The 17869-nt window shown below is 39.9% G+C and carries 17 protein-coding genes and 2 pseudogenes; 14 read left to right on the forward strand and 5 right to left on the reverse strand.

Annotation, left to right across the window (positions count from 1 at the left end; translation table 11 throughout):
• Positions 1 to 25 precede the first annotated feature (25 nt).
• The 9 genes and pseudogenes from KKC46_08390 to KKC46_08430 all read left to right on the forward strand — a co-directional run bounded on the left by KKC46_08390 (position 26) and on the right by KKC46_08430 (position 6477).
• Positions 26 to 427, forward strand: a complete 402-nt coding sequence (locus tag KKC46_08390; GenBank protein ID MBU1053835.1) for a pyridoxamine 5'-phosphate oxidase family protein — start codon at positions 26 to 28, stop codon at positions 425 to 427.
• Positions 428 to 639: 212 nt separating this feature from the next.
• Entirely contained in the window at positions 640 to 1803 is a 1164-nt protein-coding gene (locus KKC46_08395) for an acyl-CoA dehydrogenase family protein (GenBank protein MBU1053836.1), read from the forward strand.
• A gap of 21 nt (positions 1804 to 1824) precedes the next feature.
• Positions 1825 to 2217 carry a carboxymuconolactone decarboxylase family protein gene (locus KKC46_08400; protein ID MBU1053837.1) on the forward strand — a complete coding sequence of 131 codons (393 nt, stop codon included), beginning with the start codon at positions 1825 to 1827 and terminating at the stop codon, positions 2215 to 2217.
• Positions 2218 to 2352: 135 nt separating this feature from the next.
• Positions 2353 to 4086: a glutaconyl-CoA decarboxylase subunit alpha gene (locus KKC46_08405; GenBank protein MBU1053838.1), complete on the forward strand. Its 1734-nt coding sequence runs from the start codon at positions 2353 to 2355 to the stop codon at positions 4084 to 4086.
• Between the two features lie 260 nt (positions 4087 to 4346).
• Positions 4347 to 4898 carry an NAD(P)H-dependent oxidoreductase gene (locus KKC46_08410; GenBank protein ID MBU1053839.1) on the forward strand — a complete coding sequence of 184 codons (552 nt, stop codon included), beginning with the start codon at positions 4347 to 4349 and terminating at the stop codon, positions 4896 to 4898.
• 47 nt (positions 4899 to 4945) lie between these two features.
• The gene (locus tag KKC46_08415) at positions 4946 to 5290 is read left to right on the forward strand and encodes a hypothetical protein (GenBank protein ID MBU1053840.1); all 345 of its coding nucleotides are present in this window, start codon (positions 4946 to 4948) and stop codon (positions 5288 to 5290) included.
• A 19-nt stretch (positions 5291 to 5309) separates the two neighbouring features.
• Positions 5310 to 5522, forward strand: a pseudogene (locus tag KKC46_08420) (CHASE2 domain-containing protein).
• Positions 5523 to 5887: 365 nt separating this feature from the next.
• The gene (locus KKC46_08425) at positions 5888 to 5977 is read left to right on the forward strand and encodes a Fic family protein (GenBank protein ID MBU1053841.1); all 90 of its coding nucleotides are present in this window, start codon (positions 5888 to 5890) and stop codon (positions 5975 to 5977) included.
• Between the two features lie 17 nt (positions 5978 to 5994).
• The gene (locus KKC46_08430; GenBank protein MBU1053842.1) at positions 5995 to 6477 is read left to right on the forward strand and encodes a hypothetical protein; all 483 of its coding nucleotides are present in this window, start codon (positions 5995 to 5997) and stop codon (positions 6475 to 6477) included.
• 257 nt (positions 6478 to 6734) lie between these two features.
• On the opposite strand, the pseudogene KKC46_08435 reads toward KKC46_08430, so the two are convergent.
• The 5 genes and pseudogenes from KKC46_08435 to KKC46_08455 form a co-directional block, all read right to left on the reverse strand.
• Positions 6735 to 6884 (reverse strand): annotated as a pseudogene (locus KKC46_08435) (IS110 family transposase).
• A gap of 441 nt (positions 6885 to 7325) precedes the next feature.
• On the reverse strand, positions 7326 to 8141 hold the full coding sequence (locus KKC46_08440) for a hypothetical protein (GenBank protein MBU1053843.1): 816 nt from the start codon (positions 8139 to 8141) through the stop codon (positions 7326 to 7328).
• A 57-nt stretch (positions 8142 to 8198) separates the two neighbouring features.
• The gene (locus KKC46_08445; protein ID MBU1053844.1) at positions 8199 to 9161 is read right to left on the reverse strand and encodes a hypothetical protein; all 963 of its coding nucleotides are present in this window, start codon (positions 9159 to 9161) and stop codon (positions 8199 to 8201) included.
• 509 nt (positions 9162 to 9670) lie between these two features.
• Positions 9671 to 10186: a hypothetical protein gene (locus KKC46_08450; GenBank protein MBU1053845.1), complete on the reverse strand. Its 516-nt coding sequence runs from the start codon at positions 10184 to 10186 to the stop codon at positions 9671 to 9673.
• Between the two features lie 49 nt (positions 10187 to 10235).
• On the reverse strand, positions 10236 to 10424 hold the full coding sequence (locus KKC46_08455; protein MBU1053846.1) for a hypothetical protein: 189 nt from the start codon (positions 10422 to 10424) through the stop codon (positions 10236 to 10238).
• Between the two features lie 796 nt (positions 10425 to 11220).
• Here KKC46_08455 and KKC46_08460 point away from each other — a divergent pair.
• The 5 genes from KKC46_08460 to KKC46_08480 all read left to right on the forward strand — a co-directional run bounded on the left by KKC46_08460 (position 11221) and on the right by KKC46_08480 (position 17869).
• Positions 11221 to 13356, forward strand: coding sequence for a TonB-dependent receptor (locus KKC46_08460; protein MBU1053847.1), 2136 nt, complete (start codon positions 11221 to 11223; stop codon positions 13354 to 13356).
• A 94-nt stretch (positions 13357 to 13450) separates the two neighbouring features.
• Complete coding sequence (locus KKC46_08465) at positions 13451 to 14209, forward strand: AAA family ATPase (protein ID MBU1053848.1); 759 nt, start codon at positions 13451 to 13453, stop codon at positions 14207 to 14209.
• Entirely contained in the window at positions 14206 to 15516 is a 1311-nt protein-coding gene (locus tag KKC46_08470; protein MBU1053849.1) for a nitrogenase component 1, read from the forward strand. The genes KKC46_08465 and KKC46_08470 overlap by 4 nt, the downstream gene beginning before the upstream one ends.
• A gap of 12 nt (positions 15517 to 15528) precedes the next feature.
• A complete protein-coding gene (locus KKC46_08475; protein ID MBU1053850.1) occupies positions 15529 to 16725 on the forward strand; it encodes an oxidoreductase in 1197 nt (398 codons plus the stop codon).
• Positions 16712 to 17869, forward strand: a complete 1158-nt coding sequence (locus tag KKC46_08480; GenBank protein ID MBU1053851.1) for an ABC transporter substrate-binding protein — start codon at positions 16712 to 16714, stop codon at positions 17867 to 17869. The genes KKC46_08475 and KKC46_08480 overlap by 14 nt, the downstream gene beginning before the upstream one ends.

The following is a 17869-nucleotide window of genomic DNA, read 5'->3' on the forward strand; positions in this document are numbered from 1 at the left end:
AACAAAAAAAAAGGAGACAAATGTTATGGCTAAAATGCCCAAAGAAGTTATGGATGTATTTAATGACCTTAAAAGCACTAAAGTTCTGGCCACAGCCGGTACACTTTCGGAAATAAATGTAGTGCCAAAGGGTAGTTTAAGAGCAATAGATGAAGAAACTATAGCCTTTGCCGATATATTTGGCGGTAAAACCAATAAAAACCTGGAAATAAATAATAAAGTAGCAGCTCTTGCTCTTGGAGCGGAGCCTGGAGTAGGCTTTCAGGTCAAGGGAACATTTCAGGGATTTTTGACCAGCGGAAAACTTTTTGATAAATTTTCTGAAAATGCAATGCAAAAGAAGATGAATGTAAAAGCGGTTGGAACCATAAAAGTTGATGAGGTCTACACGGTAGGAGCGCCACTGCCCGGAAAAAAGATTGCATAATAAAACTGTTCTTGAATGAAAACAAGGACGGTTATTATTAAATACATCATTTCCAATAAAGTTTCCTGCCTATCATCCTTGATCCGCATGAAATGCCAGGCTTTAAAAAGTACATTGACAGGACATGCTTTTTTCTGTCATATGATAAATATTTATAATTAATGGAAGACTTAATTTAAAATATGTAAAATAAATATTGTCAGGAGGAGAAAATGGATTTTAAATTATCAGAAGAACTTCAAATGCTTAAAGACACGGTGCGTGATTTTGCAGATGAAAAAATCGCCCCGTTTGCTGATGAATGGGATATGAATCATTATTTCCCATATAATGAAGTTGTAAAGCCAATGGGAGAACTTGGCTTTTTTGGTACGGTCATTCCGGAAGAATACGGCGGTTCGGAAATGGGCTGGCTGGCTGCAATGATTGTAACAGAGGAAATAGCAAGGGGATCAAGCTCGCTGCGGGTTCAGGTCAATATGCAAACCCTTGGATGTGCTTACACAATCTATAAGTATGGTTCTGAAGAACTAAAAAAGAAATATATATCCAAACTTGTCAGTGCCGAGTATGTGGGCGGATTTGCAATAACGGAACCTGATGCCGGTTCGGATGTAATGGCCATTAAATCCATAGCGGAAGATAAAGGCGACCATTGGTTGCTAAACGGCTCCAAAACATGGATATCAAATGCCAATGTCGGAGATGCGGTAATCTTTTATGCCTATACCGATAAAGCCGCCGGGGCTAAGGGCCTTTCGGCGTTTGTTGTTGAGTTAAAGAATTTTAACGGTATTAGTACAACAGATCTGGATAAGATGGGTTCAAGATCTTCACCCACCGGAGAAATTTATCTTGTAGACACAAAAGTACCCAAAGAAAACATTATTGGAAAACCCGGCGACGGAACAAAGATCGTTTTCGGATCGCTTAATCAGACGCGTCTTTCTGCCGCAGCTGGAGCCGTCGGTCTTGCTCAGGCATGTCTTGATGTTGTGACAAAATATGCCATGGAAAGAAAACAGTTCGGCCAGGAAATCGGTAAATTCCAGATGAATCAGGATATGGTAGGCCAGATGAATGCAGAGATAGAGGCTGCCCGCTTTCTGGTTTATAGAGCGGCTTGCACAAAAGATGAAGGCAATTTGAATAACGGGCTTGAAGTGGCTCAGGCCAAGTATTTTGCCGGTGAAACTGCAGTTAAATGTGCAAACTATGCTATGCGTATTTTAGGTGCTTACGGTTATTCAACCGAATATCCAGTTGCCCGTTACTACAGAGATGCTCCGACATATACAATGGTCGAAGGATCGGCAAATATCTGCAAGTGGATAATAGCCCAGGATCAGCTTGGAATCAGAAAGGCAAACAGATAGTATTTTTAAAAGGGGAATTTGATCTTGGAAGACGATGTTTTTGAAAAAACGAAAAAAACCGCCGCTCTTTATTTTAAAGATGTAGAAGGAGAAAGGCCTTACGAGCTTTGGAAGTCTTTTGATAAAAAGCTTGCAAATGAACTTTCTCTTTTTATTACAGGGCGGATGTACGCAAGGGAAAAGATTCCCCATACCACAAGACAGCTTGTTACAGTTGCAGTGCTTACTGTTTTATCGCACCTTGATGAATTAAAACTTCATATACAGGCTGCGCTTAATGTCGGATGCGCTCCGGAAGAAATTGCTGAGGTAATATTTCAGACCAGTACTTACGGAGGTGTTCCGGCAATGAATTCGGCTTTGAAAGTATTAAGAGCTGTTCTGGAAGAAAAAGGAATGTGGCCTATTAAATGAATGGTCAAAGATTCCCCGATTTTTGTATTGGGGAATCTTTAAATAATATCTTTGTTATATGCAGACGATATTAATAAATCGTGCAGTGATTGCACTTATTGTATAAATGTGAAAGTTTTTAACGGGAGTTAGAACATGAGACCTTATTTTGAAAAAATGCCCGATTTAGGCAGAGAACTTACCGAAGGGCATAAAAAAAGCAGCAAGGAAAATGTTGAACAGATAAAAGAAGTTGAAAAACAAATCAGGGATGAGGTTGAAAAGGTAAAAAACGCGGGCTTCCCAACCGAAAAAATTAATCAGAGAGGCGAGATGACAGTCTGGCAAAGACTTGCATATCTGGTTGATCCTGGAACATGGTGCCCTCTGCACACCATATATAATCCTATGAATATCCCTGAGGGAACAACCAATGTCATTGATGGTATAGGAAAAATATCCGGCAAATGGGCGGTAATCATAGGGTTTGACAATAAAGTGATGGCAGGGGCATGGCTGCCGGGACAATCTGAAAATATACTTCGTGTGACTGATCTGTCAAAAAGACTTAATATCCCTCTTGTCTGGCTAGTAAACTGTAGCGGTGTCCAATTGCCCGAACAGGAAAAATTTTATGGAGGCCGTCGTGGCTCCGGAACACCATTTTACAGACATGCTGAGCTTGAAACAATGGGAATACCTGTTTTAGCCGGTATATATGGCACTAATCCGGCTGGAGGCGGCTACCAGGGAATAAGCCCTACTGTTTTATTTGCTCATAAAAATTGTAATATTGCGGTCGGAGGAGGAGGCATATTAAGCGGAATGTCACCCAAGGGTAATTTTGATTTAGAAGGTGCTGAAGCTTTGATAGCGGCTGCAAAGCAGTTTAAGGAAAAACCGCCCGGATCTGTTGATATTCATTATAATGAAACTGGCTTCTTCCGTTATGTTTTTGAAGAAGAAACAGGAGTACTGGATGGTCTTAAAGATTATATGAGAGACATGCCCGCATACAATCCAAAATTTTTCAGGGTGGCGGAACCTAAATCTCCTAAATATTCTACTGATGATCTCTACTCTTTACTTCCTTTCAATCAAAAAAGAACATATGATTTTAAAGATATCTTATCCCGTCTTGTTGATGGCAGTGAGCATATGGAATATCGTCCGGAATATGGCCCGGAAGTATATACAGGTATTTGCAAAGTTGATGGTTTTCCTGTTGGCTGTATAGGAAATAACCAGGGTTTTTTAAGGGAACATTATCCTGAATATGCCCCTTATCCGGGTATAGGCGGAAAGCTCTACAGGCAGGGGCTTATAAAGATGAACGAGTTTGTAACGCTTTGCGGCCGTGACAGGCTTCCTATCTTATGGTTTCAGGATACAACCGGAATCGACGTGGGCGATCTTGCAGAAAAAGCGGAACTTCTTGGCCTTGGTCAGTCTCTTATTTATTCCATACAGCAAACTGATGTTCCGCAAATTCTTGTTGTCTTAAGAAAGGGTTCGGCCGCAGCTCACTATCTTATGGGGGGCCCGACCGGAAACGATCATAATGCCTTCACGCTTGGAACAGCTACAAGTGAGATTTATGTTATGCATGGAGAAACAGCAGCAGCAGCCACATATTCGCGAAGACTGGTAAAAGACAAAGCTGCCGGAAAACCTCTTGAGCCGATTATAGATAAAATGAATGAGCTGGCAAAAAAATATTATGATTATTCAAGACCTGATTTTTGTGCAAAAACCGGACTTCTTGATGAAATTGTTCAGTTAAATGAATTAAGAAAATATCTTATAGCCTTTGCAGGTTCAGCATATCAGAATCCAAAATCAATCTGCCCGCAAAATCATATGATTTTGCCAAGAAGCATAAAAGGGTAATATAAAAACATGTGCGGCCTTTAATAAAAGGGCCGCACAATAATAAATCATTTCAAAATCTTGCTTTTTATTGCAAAATATCTTTCAATAGATTATATTTAATTTCATAATAATCAGGCTTATTATTTTTATCGGGCCATTTAATCTATATCAAATATCAAACCTAAGACTTAAATTCTGTATATATTTATAACTGCTTGTTGCATTGTACTATGATTGAATCCTGTTAATTTGATAAAATCACATAAAGGAGTATAATTATGAGCAAATACAATATTGCCGTTTTCATAGGAAGCCTTCGTCAAGATTCATTCAATCGTAAATTAGCAAATGCTATAGTAAAGTTGGCTCCGTCAGAGTTTTCATTCAAACAAATTCAAATAGGCGATCTTCCGCTCTACAACCAGGATGATGACGCTAATCAAGCCGAATCCGTCAAACGTCTGAAAAACGAAATTAAAGGTTCCGATGGTCTTTTGTTCGTTACGCCGGAATATAACCGTTCAATACCCGGTGTGCTTAAGAATGCAATCGACCATGCTTCACGTCCTTATGGACAAAGCGCATGGGCAAAAAAGCCTGCCGGCGTAATAGGTGCTTCAATCGGAGTTATCGGTACAGCACTGGCGCAACAACATTTGCGTAATGTTCTTGCATGTCTGGATGTATTTGTTCTTGGCCAACCCGAAGCATTCATTCATGTACAAGATGGTTTGTTTGACAATACAGGTGATATAAGTGCAGACAGCAAACCGTTTTTTCAAAACTGGATAGACAAGTATGTCGAATGGGTTAAAAAGCATGCAGGCTGAACCTGGTTGCATTGTCTTCATATTAATAATTGATAGTGGCATACACTATGATTGAATCCTATTCATTTGGTAAAATAATAATCAACGGTCATCCATATACCAGGGATATAATTATCATGTCCGATGGTAAAATTATCAGTCCCTGGTGGCGAAAGGCCAGCCATGTACTTGCAGTTTCTGATATAGAAGAGATTATCAAATCAACTCCAGGCATTCTTGTTGTTGGAACAGGTGATCCGGGAATGATGAAGCCTGTACGCGGTTTTACTGCCGATCTTAAGGCAAAAAACATCCGTGTTGTAGTTTTGCCAACAGAGCATGCCGTTGTCACATTCAATAAGCTGAAAAAAGAATCCGAATTTGTAGCAGCCTGCTTTCATCTAACGTGTTGAAAGCAGTTAAAGATAAACCATAAAGGAAGTAAGCTATTATATATCGGCAGCCGATATCATTGATCAAATCATCTCACCGGATAAAATCCGTGAAAAAATAGTATTTGTCGGAGCAAAGGTGGTAGGTCTGGAAGAATTGAGAACAACGCCTTTTGATCCGATATTTCCCGGAGTGGAAGTGCAAGCTACTTTTGCAGGCAATCTGTTGGCCGGTGATTTCATTTCCATACCAAGCAGGTCAAATGTCTATGACGCCCTGATCAGCAAAAGGGTTTACAAGCCACCATATCCACATACCATGTCTGTTCATATTATCAGAAAAGCCAAAGGGACTCACTTTGATCCCGATATTGTGGATGCCTTTCTGGAAATCCACGAACAGTTAAGAGATATCGCCATCAAGTTTGCCGAATAATTCAAGTATTCACTATTTTTAACAGGTTAAATGCTTTTGACGAAAAATAATAGTAAATCTCTTAAAATACGTGGATGTCTTATTATAATCGGAATCGCTTTGATGGGAATAGGGGGCTTGGTTGTTTTTGATTTGTTTTAACTTGTTATTTTAGTTTATTAGATCGGCCAATATACTGGTATATGTTTGGAGGATCAACATGGATTCATCCTTTTCTGGATGGCAATGGGAGAGTTACACGACTTATGACTCATGCCTACCTAAAAAGGTAAAAAAAGATGGCCACGGCTTGTGGACTGTATCCCGGGGTTTTGCAAGAAATCTGGAAGATTACCTTGCTTCATTAGCAGGAGCAGACCAACCCCGCAGAGGAGACCTGGATGGCCGAGGAAATTTGACACAAGCCGGACTGTTGGGGTTTTGTAAATTCTTTCTTAAAATTGCTATTGACCAAATCGACTTTATGTCGGGCCTTTTGGAATTGGATGGAATGCAGAAACGAATACAAGCAGTGGTTGATCGCCAAGTTTCTTTTGGTGCACTGAAACCTGAATCAGGGCATTTACTAAGAGATGTATTTTTACGCGGGGAAATCCCTCGCGGAGAAATACCGAATATCATCGGAATGCCTGAACGTTCAGCACGTAGGGTCGTCAGTAGTTTAATGGTAAACGGATATTTAGTTTCCGATTCGGAAAAAGGGCCTGTAATGCTCGGTTTTCCGGCATCCATGGTGGAGTATTATTTCCCTCGACTTTATCCTGAAGGTTAGGCGATCTTGAAAAATGTTCATGCTGTTTTTTTATTGAAGCTTCCTGAAAGAAATAGATCTAATATTTTCATTGAAATAGTAGATTTCTAACGCAAATCATGATAATGAATTACAAAATTCAAAAGGTTTGATAATAAATTTAGTTCCATTTTGAATAACGCCAGTGCATAAATTTCAAAAAATGTATAAATGAACTTATTAATATGGAAAATAAGAGCCAAAAGCGGACTTGACCCCTGGCTTTTTTCCATATCCTGCAAATCCGCCGTAAAACACTTGAAGCTCCGCACAGGATGTTCAGCGCGATCTTCTGGCACAGCTACCCAGTGCTCCTCTGAACCAACATCAATACCTGCGGCATCTACATTAAGCTTCGGCAATCTATTAGACGCCTTTCCCTTGGACAACTTTTTTCCTGGCTTTGCATTCATCCTGCGCATAAAATCGCTCCTCATCTGGTGGTTTTGGGTAATGCTCTGGCCCGGGTCGATTGACTTCTTTAGTCTCCTAAACGGGATCGGTCATGCCAAACAGGCATGGACACTGTCACCAATAAAATAATCATAACGCTCGGAACCATGCTACAAAACGGGCTCATAACACCAGTGGTGCGTCGGTCTTAGCTGCCAGAGCACACTCGAAACTATTTTATCTGCACCATATAGAAAGAACAAGTTTCTTCCATTAATAACCCGTTATAACCAGATACGTAACTTCGGGTTAAAATGCTACAAACAAATACTATCGGATTCTTTGAAAAATGTTTATTACTGATAGAAAGAGAGTAACGAAAAGCTAAGCCGGAGCGGCCCAGCCGCTATTGGCTTCAGCGCCTATTTATGCGATTTTTAATGTGGAAATTCTACCTTAATTTTGTAATCTTGACTGCCCGGCAGTGATTTTGGTTTTTCACCACCAACATGGCAAATTTTCTTTAGTCGTGTATTTCCTGGAGCATCAAGACGAGTACCTGGGAAACGCTCATAATGTCTTCGCTCATTTTCTTTGACTCGATCAATTTCCTGATATTTCGAAATAATCTTACCGCCAACGAATATTTGCCAGACATCTACATTTAGTTGGCGACGTTGTAGAGTTTTCGAATAACACACAACAAGACCATCATTGTTATATACGCAATTATGCTGATTGGGCATTTTTAGCCATTCTAATGCTTCTTGTGTTGTATCAAAATGCTGTTGACCTTCTTGAAAAACACCACGTGATATTTCGTTGTGCTCTTTCCAATGTTTTCCTGGTCCAGGATAATAAATACCCATACTACCATACCAACGTTCGCCCCTTGGCCGCATAACAACTGAGCGTGTTGCTCCTTCCCATGTGTATGATCTTTTTAGCCCTTTTCCAGCGGTAATTGTTATTGTTCCCCCTTCCCAGGCATGTAAATCTTTTAGCGTTCCTCCTATATTAGCTTTAATCATCCCCCCGAGTGTTGTGGCAGTAATCTGCATACCCTCGGTCATTACTATTTCGTTTTCAGCAGGAACACCGGAGATTGTATTTGGTGTTTGGGTATCCGACTCCGCAGTACAGCCATAAAGAATTAAAATAGCCAATAAGAATGATCTTATTCCTTTCATTTTTCTCACTTTTTCTCTTATAACACTATGCTCATTAGCAGACAGGGCAACACCATATTTCATTTTACCACGAGCGCCCCGCCCTGGCTGTCTAATGCAGCAATTTGATATGCATCAGTTTTAATCTTTTTCTGATATTTCTATCATTACACCTTTAGGTTGGTATAATGTACAATAGGTTTCAATGCCCATTTTTATTATTAAGGCCGTTGCAGAAATAGCTAAAGCTTTAATACCGATATGCAAGCCCCCCATTGCTGCTGAAATTGCCATACCTAAATATTTCTTGTTTAAAACGAATGACAGTCCATTATGGAACCAAACTTTGTAAATATCACTATCAGGATCACAAAGTGACCGCCATAGAACCCTTTTAAATGCCGAAAAAACTGTTCGACCTAGTGCTTTTTCTTCAATGATTTCTTCTGGAGCAGGCAATAGTTTTCGTTCATCGTATGGCAGCTCTTTGCCTGAAAAATTATGTATCCTTAATAGGTCGTTTATGACTTTTCTTGGGAGGTTACGACCAAGATCACTTAAAATTTCATCTTCATTTTTAGTTTGGACCGTTAAGCCAGCTTGATTTTCAATTTCATCAATATCTAATTGATCATCGCCCGTGTTTTTTAATGCTGAAAGAGTTACTTCTTCTTCGAATCTCAAAATAATTCGTCTTTTAAATTGCCTTCGACGCCTATCAGATCTAATATATTTGCTTTTATTAAGAACTTCCGAAATCATTCTTTCCGCTTTATCTAATTGTCCCTCCCTAATATAACAAATGGCCTGCAACGCCGTAGCTTCAAGATATACACGAGTTTGAGGACTGCACTTTTTTCTAATCCCTTGGAACCCAGAGATAGCAATTTTGAGATGCCCTGCCTCCATGGCGGCTTCAAATAGCCAATTTTTTGCTTGCATTAAACGTGTCTCATGCCCACTTTGCCTAAGAACTCCTTGAATATCTATAGTAATGGTTTTCGCTAAGTTGTAATTACCAATCTTTACGGTATTTCTAAGCTTAGGCTCAAGGATTGATAAACGTTTCTTTTGATTCTCTGTAAGTTTTGGTGTTATTGGCATAATGATTATTTCTCAATGCATATCAATTAATATACGTAATATGTCTTTACTTGATGTTGGAAACAAAAACTGTATGAAAATTCGCTAATTTATAAAGTAATTTAGAGTTTTTGTCAAATTTTTACTGAGCTATTCTATAATTGCTATTTATGTTCTGTTAACACGTACTACGTATAACACAGGATTTTGTCCAATTGATTTCGTTTGCGTTGATTACTGAATGGAACCTTGTGGATCTTAGACATCTGTCGTGTTGCTAATTTCAGTCAATAAGGATTATCCTTTGAAAGGAAGTACACCTGCCAAAATTGCTGGTTGCTTTGTTACAGGAAGCTATACGTATAACCGAATTGAAACACTTCTCTGTGTTCACAGCGATCGTAATAACTTTTGCTCGATTTCTGATTTGCTTGCATTCCCAGCCGAAAATTGCGGGGAATGCGCTCACTGTTGCGGTTTAATTTTCTATTATACCTACGATAAATGAAAAGACTATGCTATCAAACATACTATAAGTTTTTCCAGTCAGGAATAATTCTTGAGAATTCCTCCTGAAATGCTGGTCTTTTTATATTGTTTAATTTTATCGGCAATGCGTATTTTTTCCATTCATCGGGTCTTTTCATAACATCAACAAGAACCCGTCGCACCCGTGCGACAGCTACAGCATTTTCAGAATAGACTTTTCTTGATGTCGATACGTTAAGATTACCAACTGATAACTTATAAAATAAAAGTATTTGCGTTGGATATCGAACTTCAAGTCCTTTTGCTACAGAAAACACCTCGGAATTAACATTGTAATAATAACTATATCCGGAATGTGTTTTGAAAAACTGAAGTGCTTTTCCATATTCTTTTCGATACAAATAAATTTTTACAGCCTGGATATTAAAATCTTTTTTCAACAAGTCAAGTATTTTGGCCTCGTATTTTTCCCATTCTTCACTTCGGCATTCTTTTTCAAATTCTTTATAAGAAGTTAAAGTAAGACGGTCTGTTTGCTGAGAAAAATAATACTTCAAATAAGTTTCTCGGTCTCCTGCCTCTTGTGCTCTTTCAGCCAGAAACATCCTAAGGTGCAAAATAGGCGTCAGGAATTGCCTTTTCCAGAGTTAAAGGAAATCCTGAAAGGGTTATGGCAGCTAATGCCAGATCTGAAAGATCACATTCATGCGGGTCGAACTCCAAATCCCCATGATTGCTCATTTCACGATCCATATAGTCTGTAGATATCTTTTCAAATCTACTGCCGCACCTCATAACTTCGCACCATGCACATGGAATTTTTATTCAAAGCTGACCCCTTAGCATATTATCAATGTATTCCATTAAAATAGTAAACAAAGCATAGAAACAATAAATAGTAAATATATAGTATATAATTATTATCTATTGGACATGAGTATAATAGCGATATATTCAGGTATGCATATATAGATATGATCAAATATACATATGCATGATCCAATAGATAGTTAACTATATTCCAGTAACAACTTAAGAATATTTTTAAGGTATCTACAAAAAAATATGGGTATTATTTCTACTTATCTTCTTCTTTTTATCGTTCTTTCATAATATGTGTGCACCCATTGAAGTTGATTTATATAAATTATACTCTCCTTTCTGAATAAAAACACTTGGTGAGCCTGTAGAATTTACCGGCACGAATTCCTGTAATAAATTACTGAAATAAAAAAAACAGGAAAAGCAGTAATGAAATATGCAATAGAATAAAATCCTGGGATTTATATCTGTGGGAGAGGAGACGACTATAAAGAGGATATGTTTTTCTTCGAAGAAATATATCTTATAGAGTATTGGGTGCAGTATTTTTTTTGCCTATAAAAAAACGAACGTTTAATCATTATGCTATCAAAAGTCTATATACAGAAGATATTGAATCCATATTTCCGGCCTTTGCCGGTATAGCGGAAAGATTCTTCAGATACTGATACCATGCTCTCGGGAGTAGCTGATAGTTTTTTCCAATATGTGTGGGTCAGGACAGATTTTGTCATTGTTACCAACTAATGAGGAGGAAGAATAAGATCGTATGCTTAAATATTTAAAGATAAAACTATTCGGGTTAATTATTTTTAGCGTGATTATTTTCACACAAACTACTTCAATTGCTGCAGAACAAGAGGAAAGTAAAGAGATGATGGAAAAACCGGTAGTTCTTGAAGACGTGGTGGTGACTGCCACCAGGACGGAAAGAGCTGTGGATATGACATCAAAGCCGGTAACTCTTATAGATAAAGAAACAATTGATACCTCTAATAGCATAAGCGTCATGGAATTATTGGATAGAGAAGTTCCAGGCATATCTATATCAAAATCGGGTCCAATAGGAGGACAATTAAGTGTCCGGGGTTTTAACTCTAACAACTTAAAGTCTCCTCTCTTTATTGACGGGGATCGTTTCCATGGGCGCAATACCCTCGAATATATGTTGATTGACCCCAACCGTATTGAACGTATTGAAGTTATCCGCGGTCCTGCCTCTGCAATGTATGGCACAGATGCCATGGCCGGATTGATAAATATAATTACCAGAAAAACTGAAGGTGACATAAACAAACCGTTTGCCTTAAAGCCGCGATTAAGATCATTGGATTATTCAAGTGTAAACAATCTCAGAGGCGGTTCTGTTGAACTTGAAGGCATGGGCAATGGTTTTGATATGCTTCTGGGAGTATCCGGTAAAAAAGCGGAAGATTATAGAAGTGCGGAAGGAGATATCCCTAAAAGTGATATGGAAGCATGGTCAGGAGATTTAAGACTTGGCTATACTCCGGCTCAAGGTCACCGGATTGAATTATCAGCAAAATTCGCAGAAATAGAACAAGGTTATGCAGGAGGCCTTTCAGCTGCGCCGGGTTATCCATACAAAACTCGTCGGCAGGACCCTCTGCGCGAAAAGATGATTAAATTACATTATGAAGGACTCAATAAAGCCTTAGATTTGAAACATATAGAGGCCAGTATATTTGCAAGATATCTGGATACTAATAATTATGGAGAGGTACGACCAAAAGTTAATCCATCATCAAGTTTGACGAAATCAGTAAATTATGTTGATGGCCCTCTATCAATAGGAGGAAAATTTTTTTGTGTGCGGTCATGGGGAAAAAGTAATACTTTGACTATAGGCACTGATTGGTTTCGTGATGACCGGGATACCTTAAAGCAGGACATTATAAAATATGACTCCTTGGGGAATATAACTTCAATTACATTAAAGAGAGAAGCCAGCCCGGCTGAAACCCAAACCAATATCGGTCTGTTTGTCCACAATGACTGGGATCCTTCCGAAAAGTTGACTGTATCGGCATCCGGGCGCGCGGATTACTTTCGCACTACTGCGGATACGGTCGCAGGTTTTACAGGTTCAGATACAACTACCGACCGTCCTATAACTGGTGGCTTGGGCTTGGTTTACCGGCCATTTAATATCATGCATTTTACAGCAAACGCAAATACAAGCTACCGTGTTCCAATTCCCTTTGAAAAATTCGGAACGCTTTTAGGCTACGAGCCAAATCCAGATCTTAAGCCGGAAAAAGGCATTACTTATGAGATCGGCACTCGTTTGCGTTTGCAAAAAATCAGAGCCAATTTAACTGCCTTTTATAGTGAGTATGAGGATCTTATTAACAGAACGCAGGTAGCATCCACAATCTATCCCGGCACAAACGCCTTACAACCGCAGAACATCGGCGAAGCAACTATCAAAGGTATTGAACTTGATGCCACATTAGTACTGGACAGTAGCTGGAAAGCATTTATGAATGCCGCTTACCTGCGAGGTACAAATACAAAAACTAATAAACCCTTATCTTATATTGCGCCTCTAAACGGTTTGGTGGGTGTGCGTTACACGCCTGACAGTAAAGTTTATTATATTGAAGTAACTGACAGGTGGTCAATTAGAAAAGATCGCATTGATAGTACACAGGAGCGTGAGACTGCTTCTTACAGCGTATTAAACCTATACGGCGGATTTAGTATCAGGGAGATATCATCCACTTTGCCTGATATGCAAATGCGCATAGCTTTAGAAAACATTCTGGATAAAAAATATAGCAGCCCCGTAACGCCTGAGGATATAACATATGAGAGGAGTATTACAAACCCGTTGCTTGAACCCGGTCGTTGCGTATCTGTCTCTCTGAAATCCGAGTTTTAGGTATGTTTCTAAAAAAGCTGCATAAATGAGCCAGTTTAATTTTAAAATACTAGTAATAAAATTATTAACATTTAGAGATAAAGAGTAAATCAAAATGCGAAAAATTGCTTTCTATGGAAAAGGGGGAATCGGCAAATCAACTGTTACCAGTTCCCTATCCGTTGCTATCTCCATGCTCGGATACAAGGTAATGCAGATTGGCTGTGATCCAAAAGCCGATTCCACCATCAATCTTACTGACGGCCGCACTGTCACTCCTGTCATGACATACCTGAAAGAACATGGAAGTTGTTCTTCGCTTAAAGATATTGTAGCCGAAGGGGTTAATGGCATCCTGTGCGTTGAGGCAGGTGGCCCCACACCGGGACTTGGCTGTGCCGGACGGGGGATCATAACCACCTTCAACCTTCTTGAGGAATTGAATGCTTTTGATGTATATAATCCCGATTTTGTTCTTTTTGATGTGCTTGGCGATGTTGTTTGCGGCGGGTTCGCCATGCCCATACGCAATGGATATGCTGAAGAGGTTATTATTATCACATCCGGCGAGAAAATGGCCCTCTTTGCTGCAGATAACATTAAAAAGGCGATCGATAACTTTGCTGATAGAAATTACGCCAAATTGCGCGGTTTAATTCTGAACCGTCGTAACATTGATGATGAAGAAGAAATTGTCAGGAAGTTCGCCAAAGAGATTAATGCTGATATTATTGGTGATATTCCCCGCGATAACCAGATACCGTTTTACGAACAGCAGAATAAGACAGTCGTTCAGGGTAATCCTGATTTGCCTGTTTCAAGGATTATATTAGATATAGCCCACCACATAGCCTTGAACAGGGAGGAATTATGAACAGTAATGTATTCCACCTTTCAATTGATGAAATTAAAAATACCAAAACACAGTGGCAACACAGGTTGGTGCCGCCCAATCATCTCCACTACTGTCCTGCCAGCGCCGGTGGTTGGGGTATCATCCGTGTGGGACTGCTTGTTCCCGAATCAGTTATGCTGTTTGTTTCGCCCGCCGGCTGCGGACGACATGGGGCTATAGCCGGCATCCAGCTTGGTTTTAAGAAGCCTCTCTTTTTATTGCATGTAAGTGAGATGGACATCATAACAGGCAAGCACATGGAAATGATTCCCCGTGCAGTAGATGAAATCATGGCCACTGTCAGGCCCAGTCCTAATGCAATGCTGATCTGTGCTACCTGCATTGACGATTTGCTGGGTTCGGACTATGACGGATTAACTCAGCAATTGGAAAGCAGATATGGGATACCGGTGCGCATTTGTCATATGAACCCTCCCGTTATGGATACCAAAAAACCGCCGACCTTCACTGTGCAGCAGACTGTCTATGATTTTCTTGAACGCTCAAACTTTAAAGAGCGAGCGCTAAATATCATAGGAAGCTTTGCGCCCATAGATGCGGAGAGTGAATTCTATAAGGTAATGGCAGACGCCGGTTTTACCAAAGTCAGGCATGTCGCGGCCTGCAAAACGATGGAGGAGTTTCGCTCAATGAGCAAGTCAACGCATAACCTGCTCATTAAGCCCGGAGGTTACCTTGCGGCAGAACTAATGAAGGAAAAACTTCAAATCCCATATTGTATTACACCGGTTACATACAGTTTTAATTCGATTGCGCAAACATATAGCGCTCTGGAGAAGTTTCTTGGTGTCAAGCTCAGTACTGATTGGTATTGTGAAGAAGCATGGGATACTGTCAAATCCTATAAAAAAACTTTAGGGGCTCTAACTGTTGCGGTGGGCTCAACAGCGAATGCCAGTCCATTTGAACTTGCCCGTGCTTTGACTGAATATGGTTTTCATGTGCCTTACATTTTTGCCGACCTGCTTCTTGTTTCCGACGATGAACATATAGATTGGTTAAAGATTTATAACCCGAACGTCAAAATATTTACAAATAACCATCCAACCATGGCGAACCTGATCAAGGATAAATTGACAGTGGATCTTACAGTAGGGTTTGACGCCGGTTACTTCTGCTCAGGGGCTAAAACAGTGCCACTTGGTCTTGAGAAACAGCCATATGGGTACCAAGGAATAATATATCTTTTCCGAGAGATGGTAAAGGCGCTTGAAAACCCTCGGAATCACAAAGAACAGATGTATGCTTCCGGTATGGTAATATAAAGGGAGAGTTAAATGAAAGGTCTATATAAAGTATTACCTCCATTTGCACCTGACTATTCAGGAGTCTGTTCAGTGCTGTTTGAACTGGGTGGAATAGTAGTAATCCATGATGCAGGTGGTTGTACCGGAAACTTTACCGGATTTGATGAACCGCGTTGGTATGGCAGTACAAGTGCTGTGTTCAGTTCAGGACTTAGAGAAATTGATACTGTTATAGGAGATGATGAGAAGGTACTAAAAAAGCTTGAAGATGCTGTTTGCAGCCTTGAACGACAGTTTGTTGCCATTGTCGGCACCCCGACCACAATGGTTATCGGTACCGACTATGCAGCGCTTTCTCATATTCTTACGCAAAGGACAGGCATACCGGCACTCATGTTCGACACAACCGGAATGAATTATTATGATTATGGGGCATCTTTAGCTTTTTTGGAAATAGCCCGACGTTTTGTAAAATCAGGCCCAACTATTGTTGAGGCTGGAATCAATATTATAGGGGCAACTCCGCTTGATATGGGAAATGGCCGACAAGTGAAAAAGCTTACTTCACTATTGGCTGATTCCGGGTTTAAGGTAATTTCTTGCTGGTCAATGGGCTCCAATCTCGATGAGATTGCGTGCTCAGCCCAAGCTCGTCTGAATATTGTGGTGTCCCGTTCCGGTCTTGAAGCAGCTCGTTATATGGAGCGCGAATATGGGGTGCCTTATTTTGCAGGCATTCCCATAGGACGTAAATCAACCCTTAAGTTTATCAGTACTATCCATTCTATGCTTGGTCTTGCGTTTGAATCGGATACGCAGCAGGTTAGTAATGATCCGGTAGCAGGTATTCGCAATGTTCTAGTAATAGGAGAACAGGTGATGTGCAATGCCATTCGCGATTGTCTGCGAATAGATTTGAAGATTGCAAAGGTAACTGTGGGTTCGTTTTTTGGTATGGACCAGGCGCTTATGGAAAAGGGCGACTTGCATTTTGAATGCGAAGACGACCTCACTGACCTGACTATAGAGAATCATTTCGATGTTATTGTGGCCGACCCGTTATACTATGATTTGTCGGTGTCGGCAAAAAAAAGCTACTTTATTACGTTTCCTCATCTTGCGGTTTCCAGTCGTCTTCACTGGGACAGCAGCTTGGATTATATAGGCGATGATGGGTCGAACTATTTTAGTAGAAAATTAAAAGAAATAAAAGATGAAAATCAATAAAGTACAAAAAGTGTCAATCAATATAGTATTGCTTATGCTTCTGACGCTGGCATTGGCCGTTGGATGTGTCGACAAGGAGAAAACTCAAGAACACGCAACATCATCTTCAGCGCTAAAAGCAAATTCAAATGCGAAAGTTGATACAATAATTGATCAAAACGGAAAAGAGATAATAATACCCAAAGATATCAATAGAGTGATTATGGTTCCCCTTCCGCTTCCGGCGTTATACTATGTTGTTACCGGCTCATGCAGGAAAATTGCAGGTATCCATCCCGAGTCTAAAAGCAATGCGAAGGTCTCAATGCTGGGTGTGTTTGCCCCTGAGTTGATGAATGTAGCTACAGGATTTGTTAAAGGGAAAGATCTTAACATAGAAGAGCTTCTAAAATTAAGGCCTGATATTATTTTCTTTTGGGGATTATTTCCTAAGCAGGCTGAACAATTTGAATCAATTGATATACCTGCGGTAGCGGTTCACACTGTCAAAGGCGGAAATGCTTTGGAAACTCTCCATTTATGGATAAATATTTTGGGAGAGACTTTCGATGAAAAAGAAAGGACGTTGCAACTGGTTGATTATAACCGCGAGACCATGAAGATGATATCTTCCAGAATCAGAGATATAGCTCTGGATAAAAAACCAAGAGCCCTTCTTTTATTCTATCATAGTGACAAACAAATATGTTCCGGCAAGGGCAACTATAGTCAGTTTTGGCTGGAATCAACAGGAGCCATAAACGTAGCAGAAAGCATACCTGGTATATCCGCTCTTAATATGGAGCAAATATACAAATGGAATCCCGATATAATATACATAAGTAACTTTTCCAATACATTACCGGAGGATATCCTGAATAATACAGTTAAAGGACAGGACTGGAGCAAAGTTAGGGCAGTAAAGGAAAAAAGAGTTTATAAAATCCCTTCAGGAATATACCGATGGGTACCTCCAAGTGCAGATGCATCGCTCATGTTAAAGTGGCTGGCCCAGAAACATTATCCGAAACTATTTAATGACTATACAATAGAAGAAGAAATCAAGCATCACTACTTGAGATTCTATAACTATAGTTTATCTCAAAAACAGATTGTAAAAATTCTTCACCCTGTTCATTCGACTGAAAGAGGCCCATGGACATAA

This window comes from Pseudomonadota bacterium (assembly GCA_018817425.1).
Lineage (GTDB): Bacteria > Desulfobacterota > Desulfobacteria > Desulfobacterales > RPRI01 > RPRI01.

Excerpts from the sequence above, each read along its gene's own strand:
- KKC46_08425 (MBU1053841.1), top strand. The coding sequence starts at position 5,888 with ATGTTTGGAGGATCAACATGGATTCATCCTTTTCTGGATGGCAATGGG.
- KKC46_08395 (MBU1053836.1), top strand. The coding sequence starts at position 640 with ATGGATTTTAAATTATCAGAAGAACTTCAAATGCTTAAAGACACGGTG.
- KKC46_08410 (MBU1053839.1), top strand. The coding sequence starts at position 4,347 with ATGAGCAAATACAATATTGCCGTTTTCATAGGAAGCCTTCGTCAAGAT.
- KKC46_08480 (MBU1053851.1), top strand. The coding sequence starts at position 16,712 with ATGAAAATCAATAAAGTACAAAAAGTGTCAATCAATATAGTATTGCTT.
- KKC46_08415 (MBU1053840.1), top strand. The coding sequence starts at position 4,946 with ATGATTGAATCCTATTCATTTGGTAAAATAATAATCAACGGTCATCCA.
- KKC46_08445 (MBU1053844.1), bottom strand. The coding sequence starts at position 9,161 with ATGCCAATAACACCAAAACTTACAGAGAATCAAAAGAAACGTTTATCA.
- KKC46_08440 (MBU1053843.1), bottom strand. The coding sequence starts at position 8,141 with ATGAAATATGGTGTTGCCCTGTCTGCTAATGAGCATAGTGTTATAAGA.
- KKC46_08390 (MBU1053835.1), top strand. The coding sequence starts at position 26 with ATGGCTAAAATGCCCAAAGAAGTTATGGATGTATTTAATGACCTTAAA.
- KKC46_08465 (MBU1053848.1), top strand. The coding sequence starts at position 13,451 with ATGCGAAAAATTGCTTTCTATGGAAAAGGGGGAATCGGCAAATCAACT.
- KKC46_08470 (MBU1053849.1), top strand. The coding sequence starts at position 14,206 with ATGAACAGTAATGTATTCCACCTTTCAATTGATGAAATTAAAAATACC.
- KKC46_08460 (MBU1053847.1), top strand. The coding sequence starts at position 11,221 with ATGCTTAAATATTTAAAGATAAAACTATTCGGGTTAATTATTTTTAGC.
- KKC46_08475 (MBU1053850.1), top strand. The coding sequence starts at position 15,529 with ATGAAAGGTCTATATAAAGTATTACCTCCATTTGCACCTGACTATTCA.
- KKC46_08405 (MBU1053838.1), top strand. The coding sequence starts at position 2,353 with ATGAGACCTTATTTTGAAAAAATGCCCGATTTAGGCAGAGAACTTACC.
- KKC46_08455 (MBU1053846.1), bottom strand. The coding sequence starts at position 10,424 with ATGAGGTGCGGCAGTAGATTTGAAAAGATATCTACAGACTATATGGAT.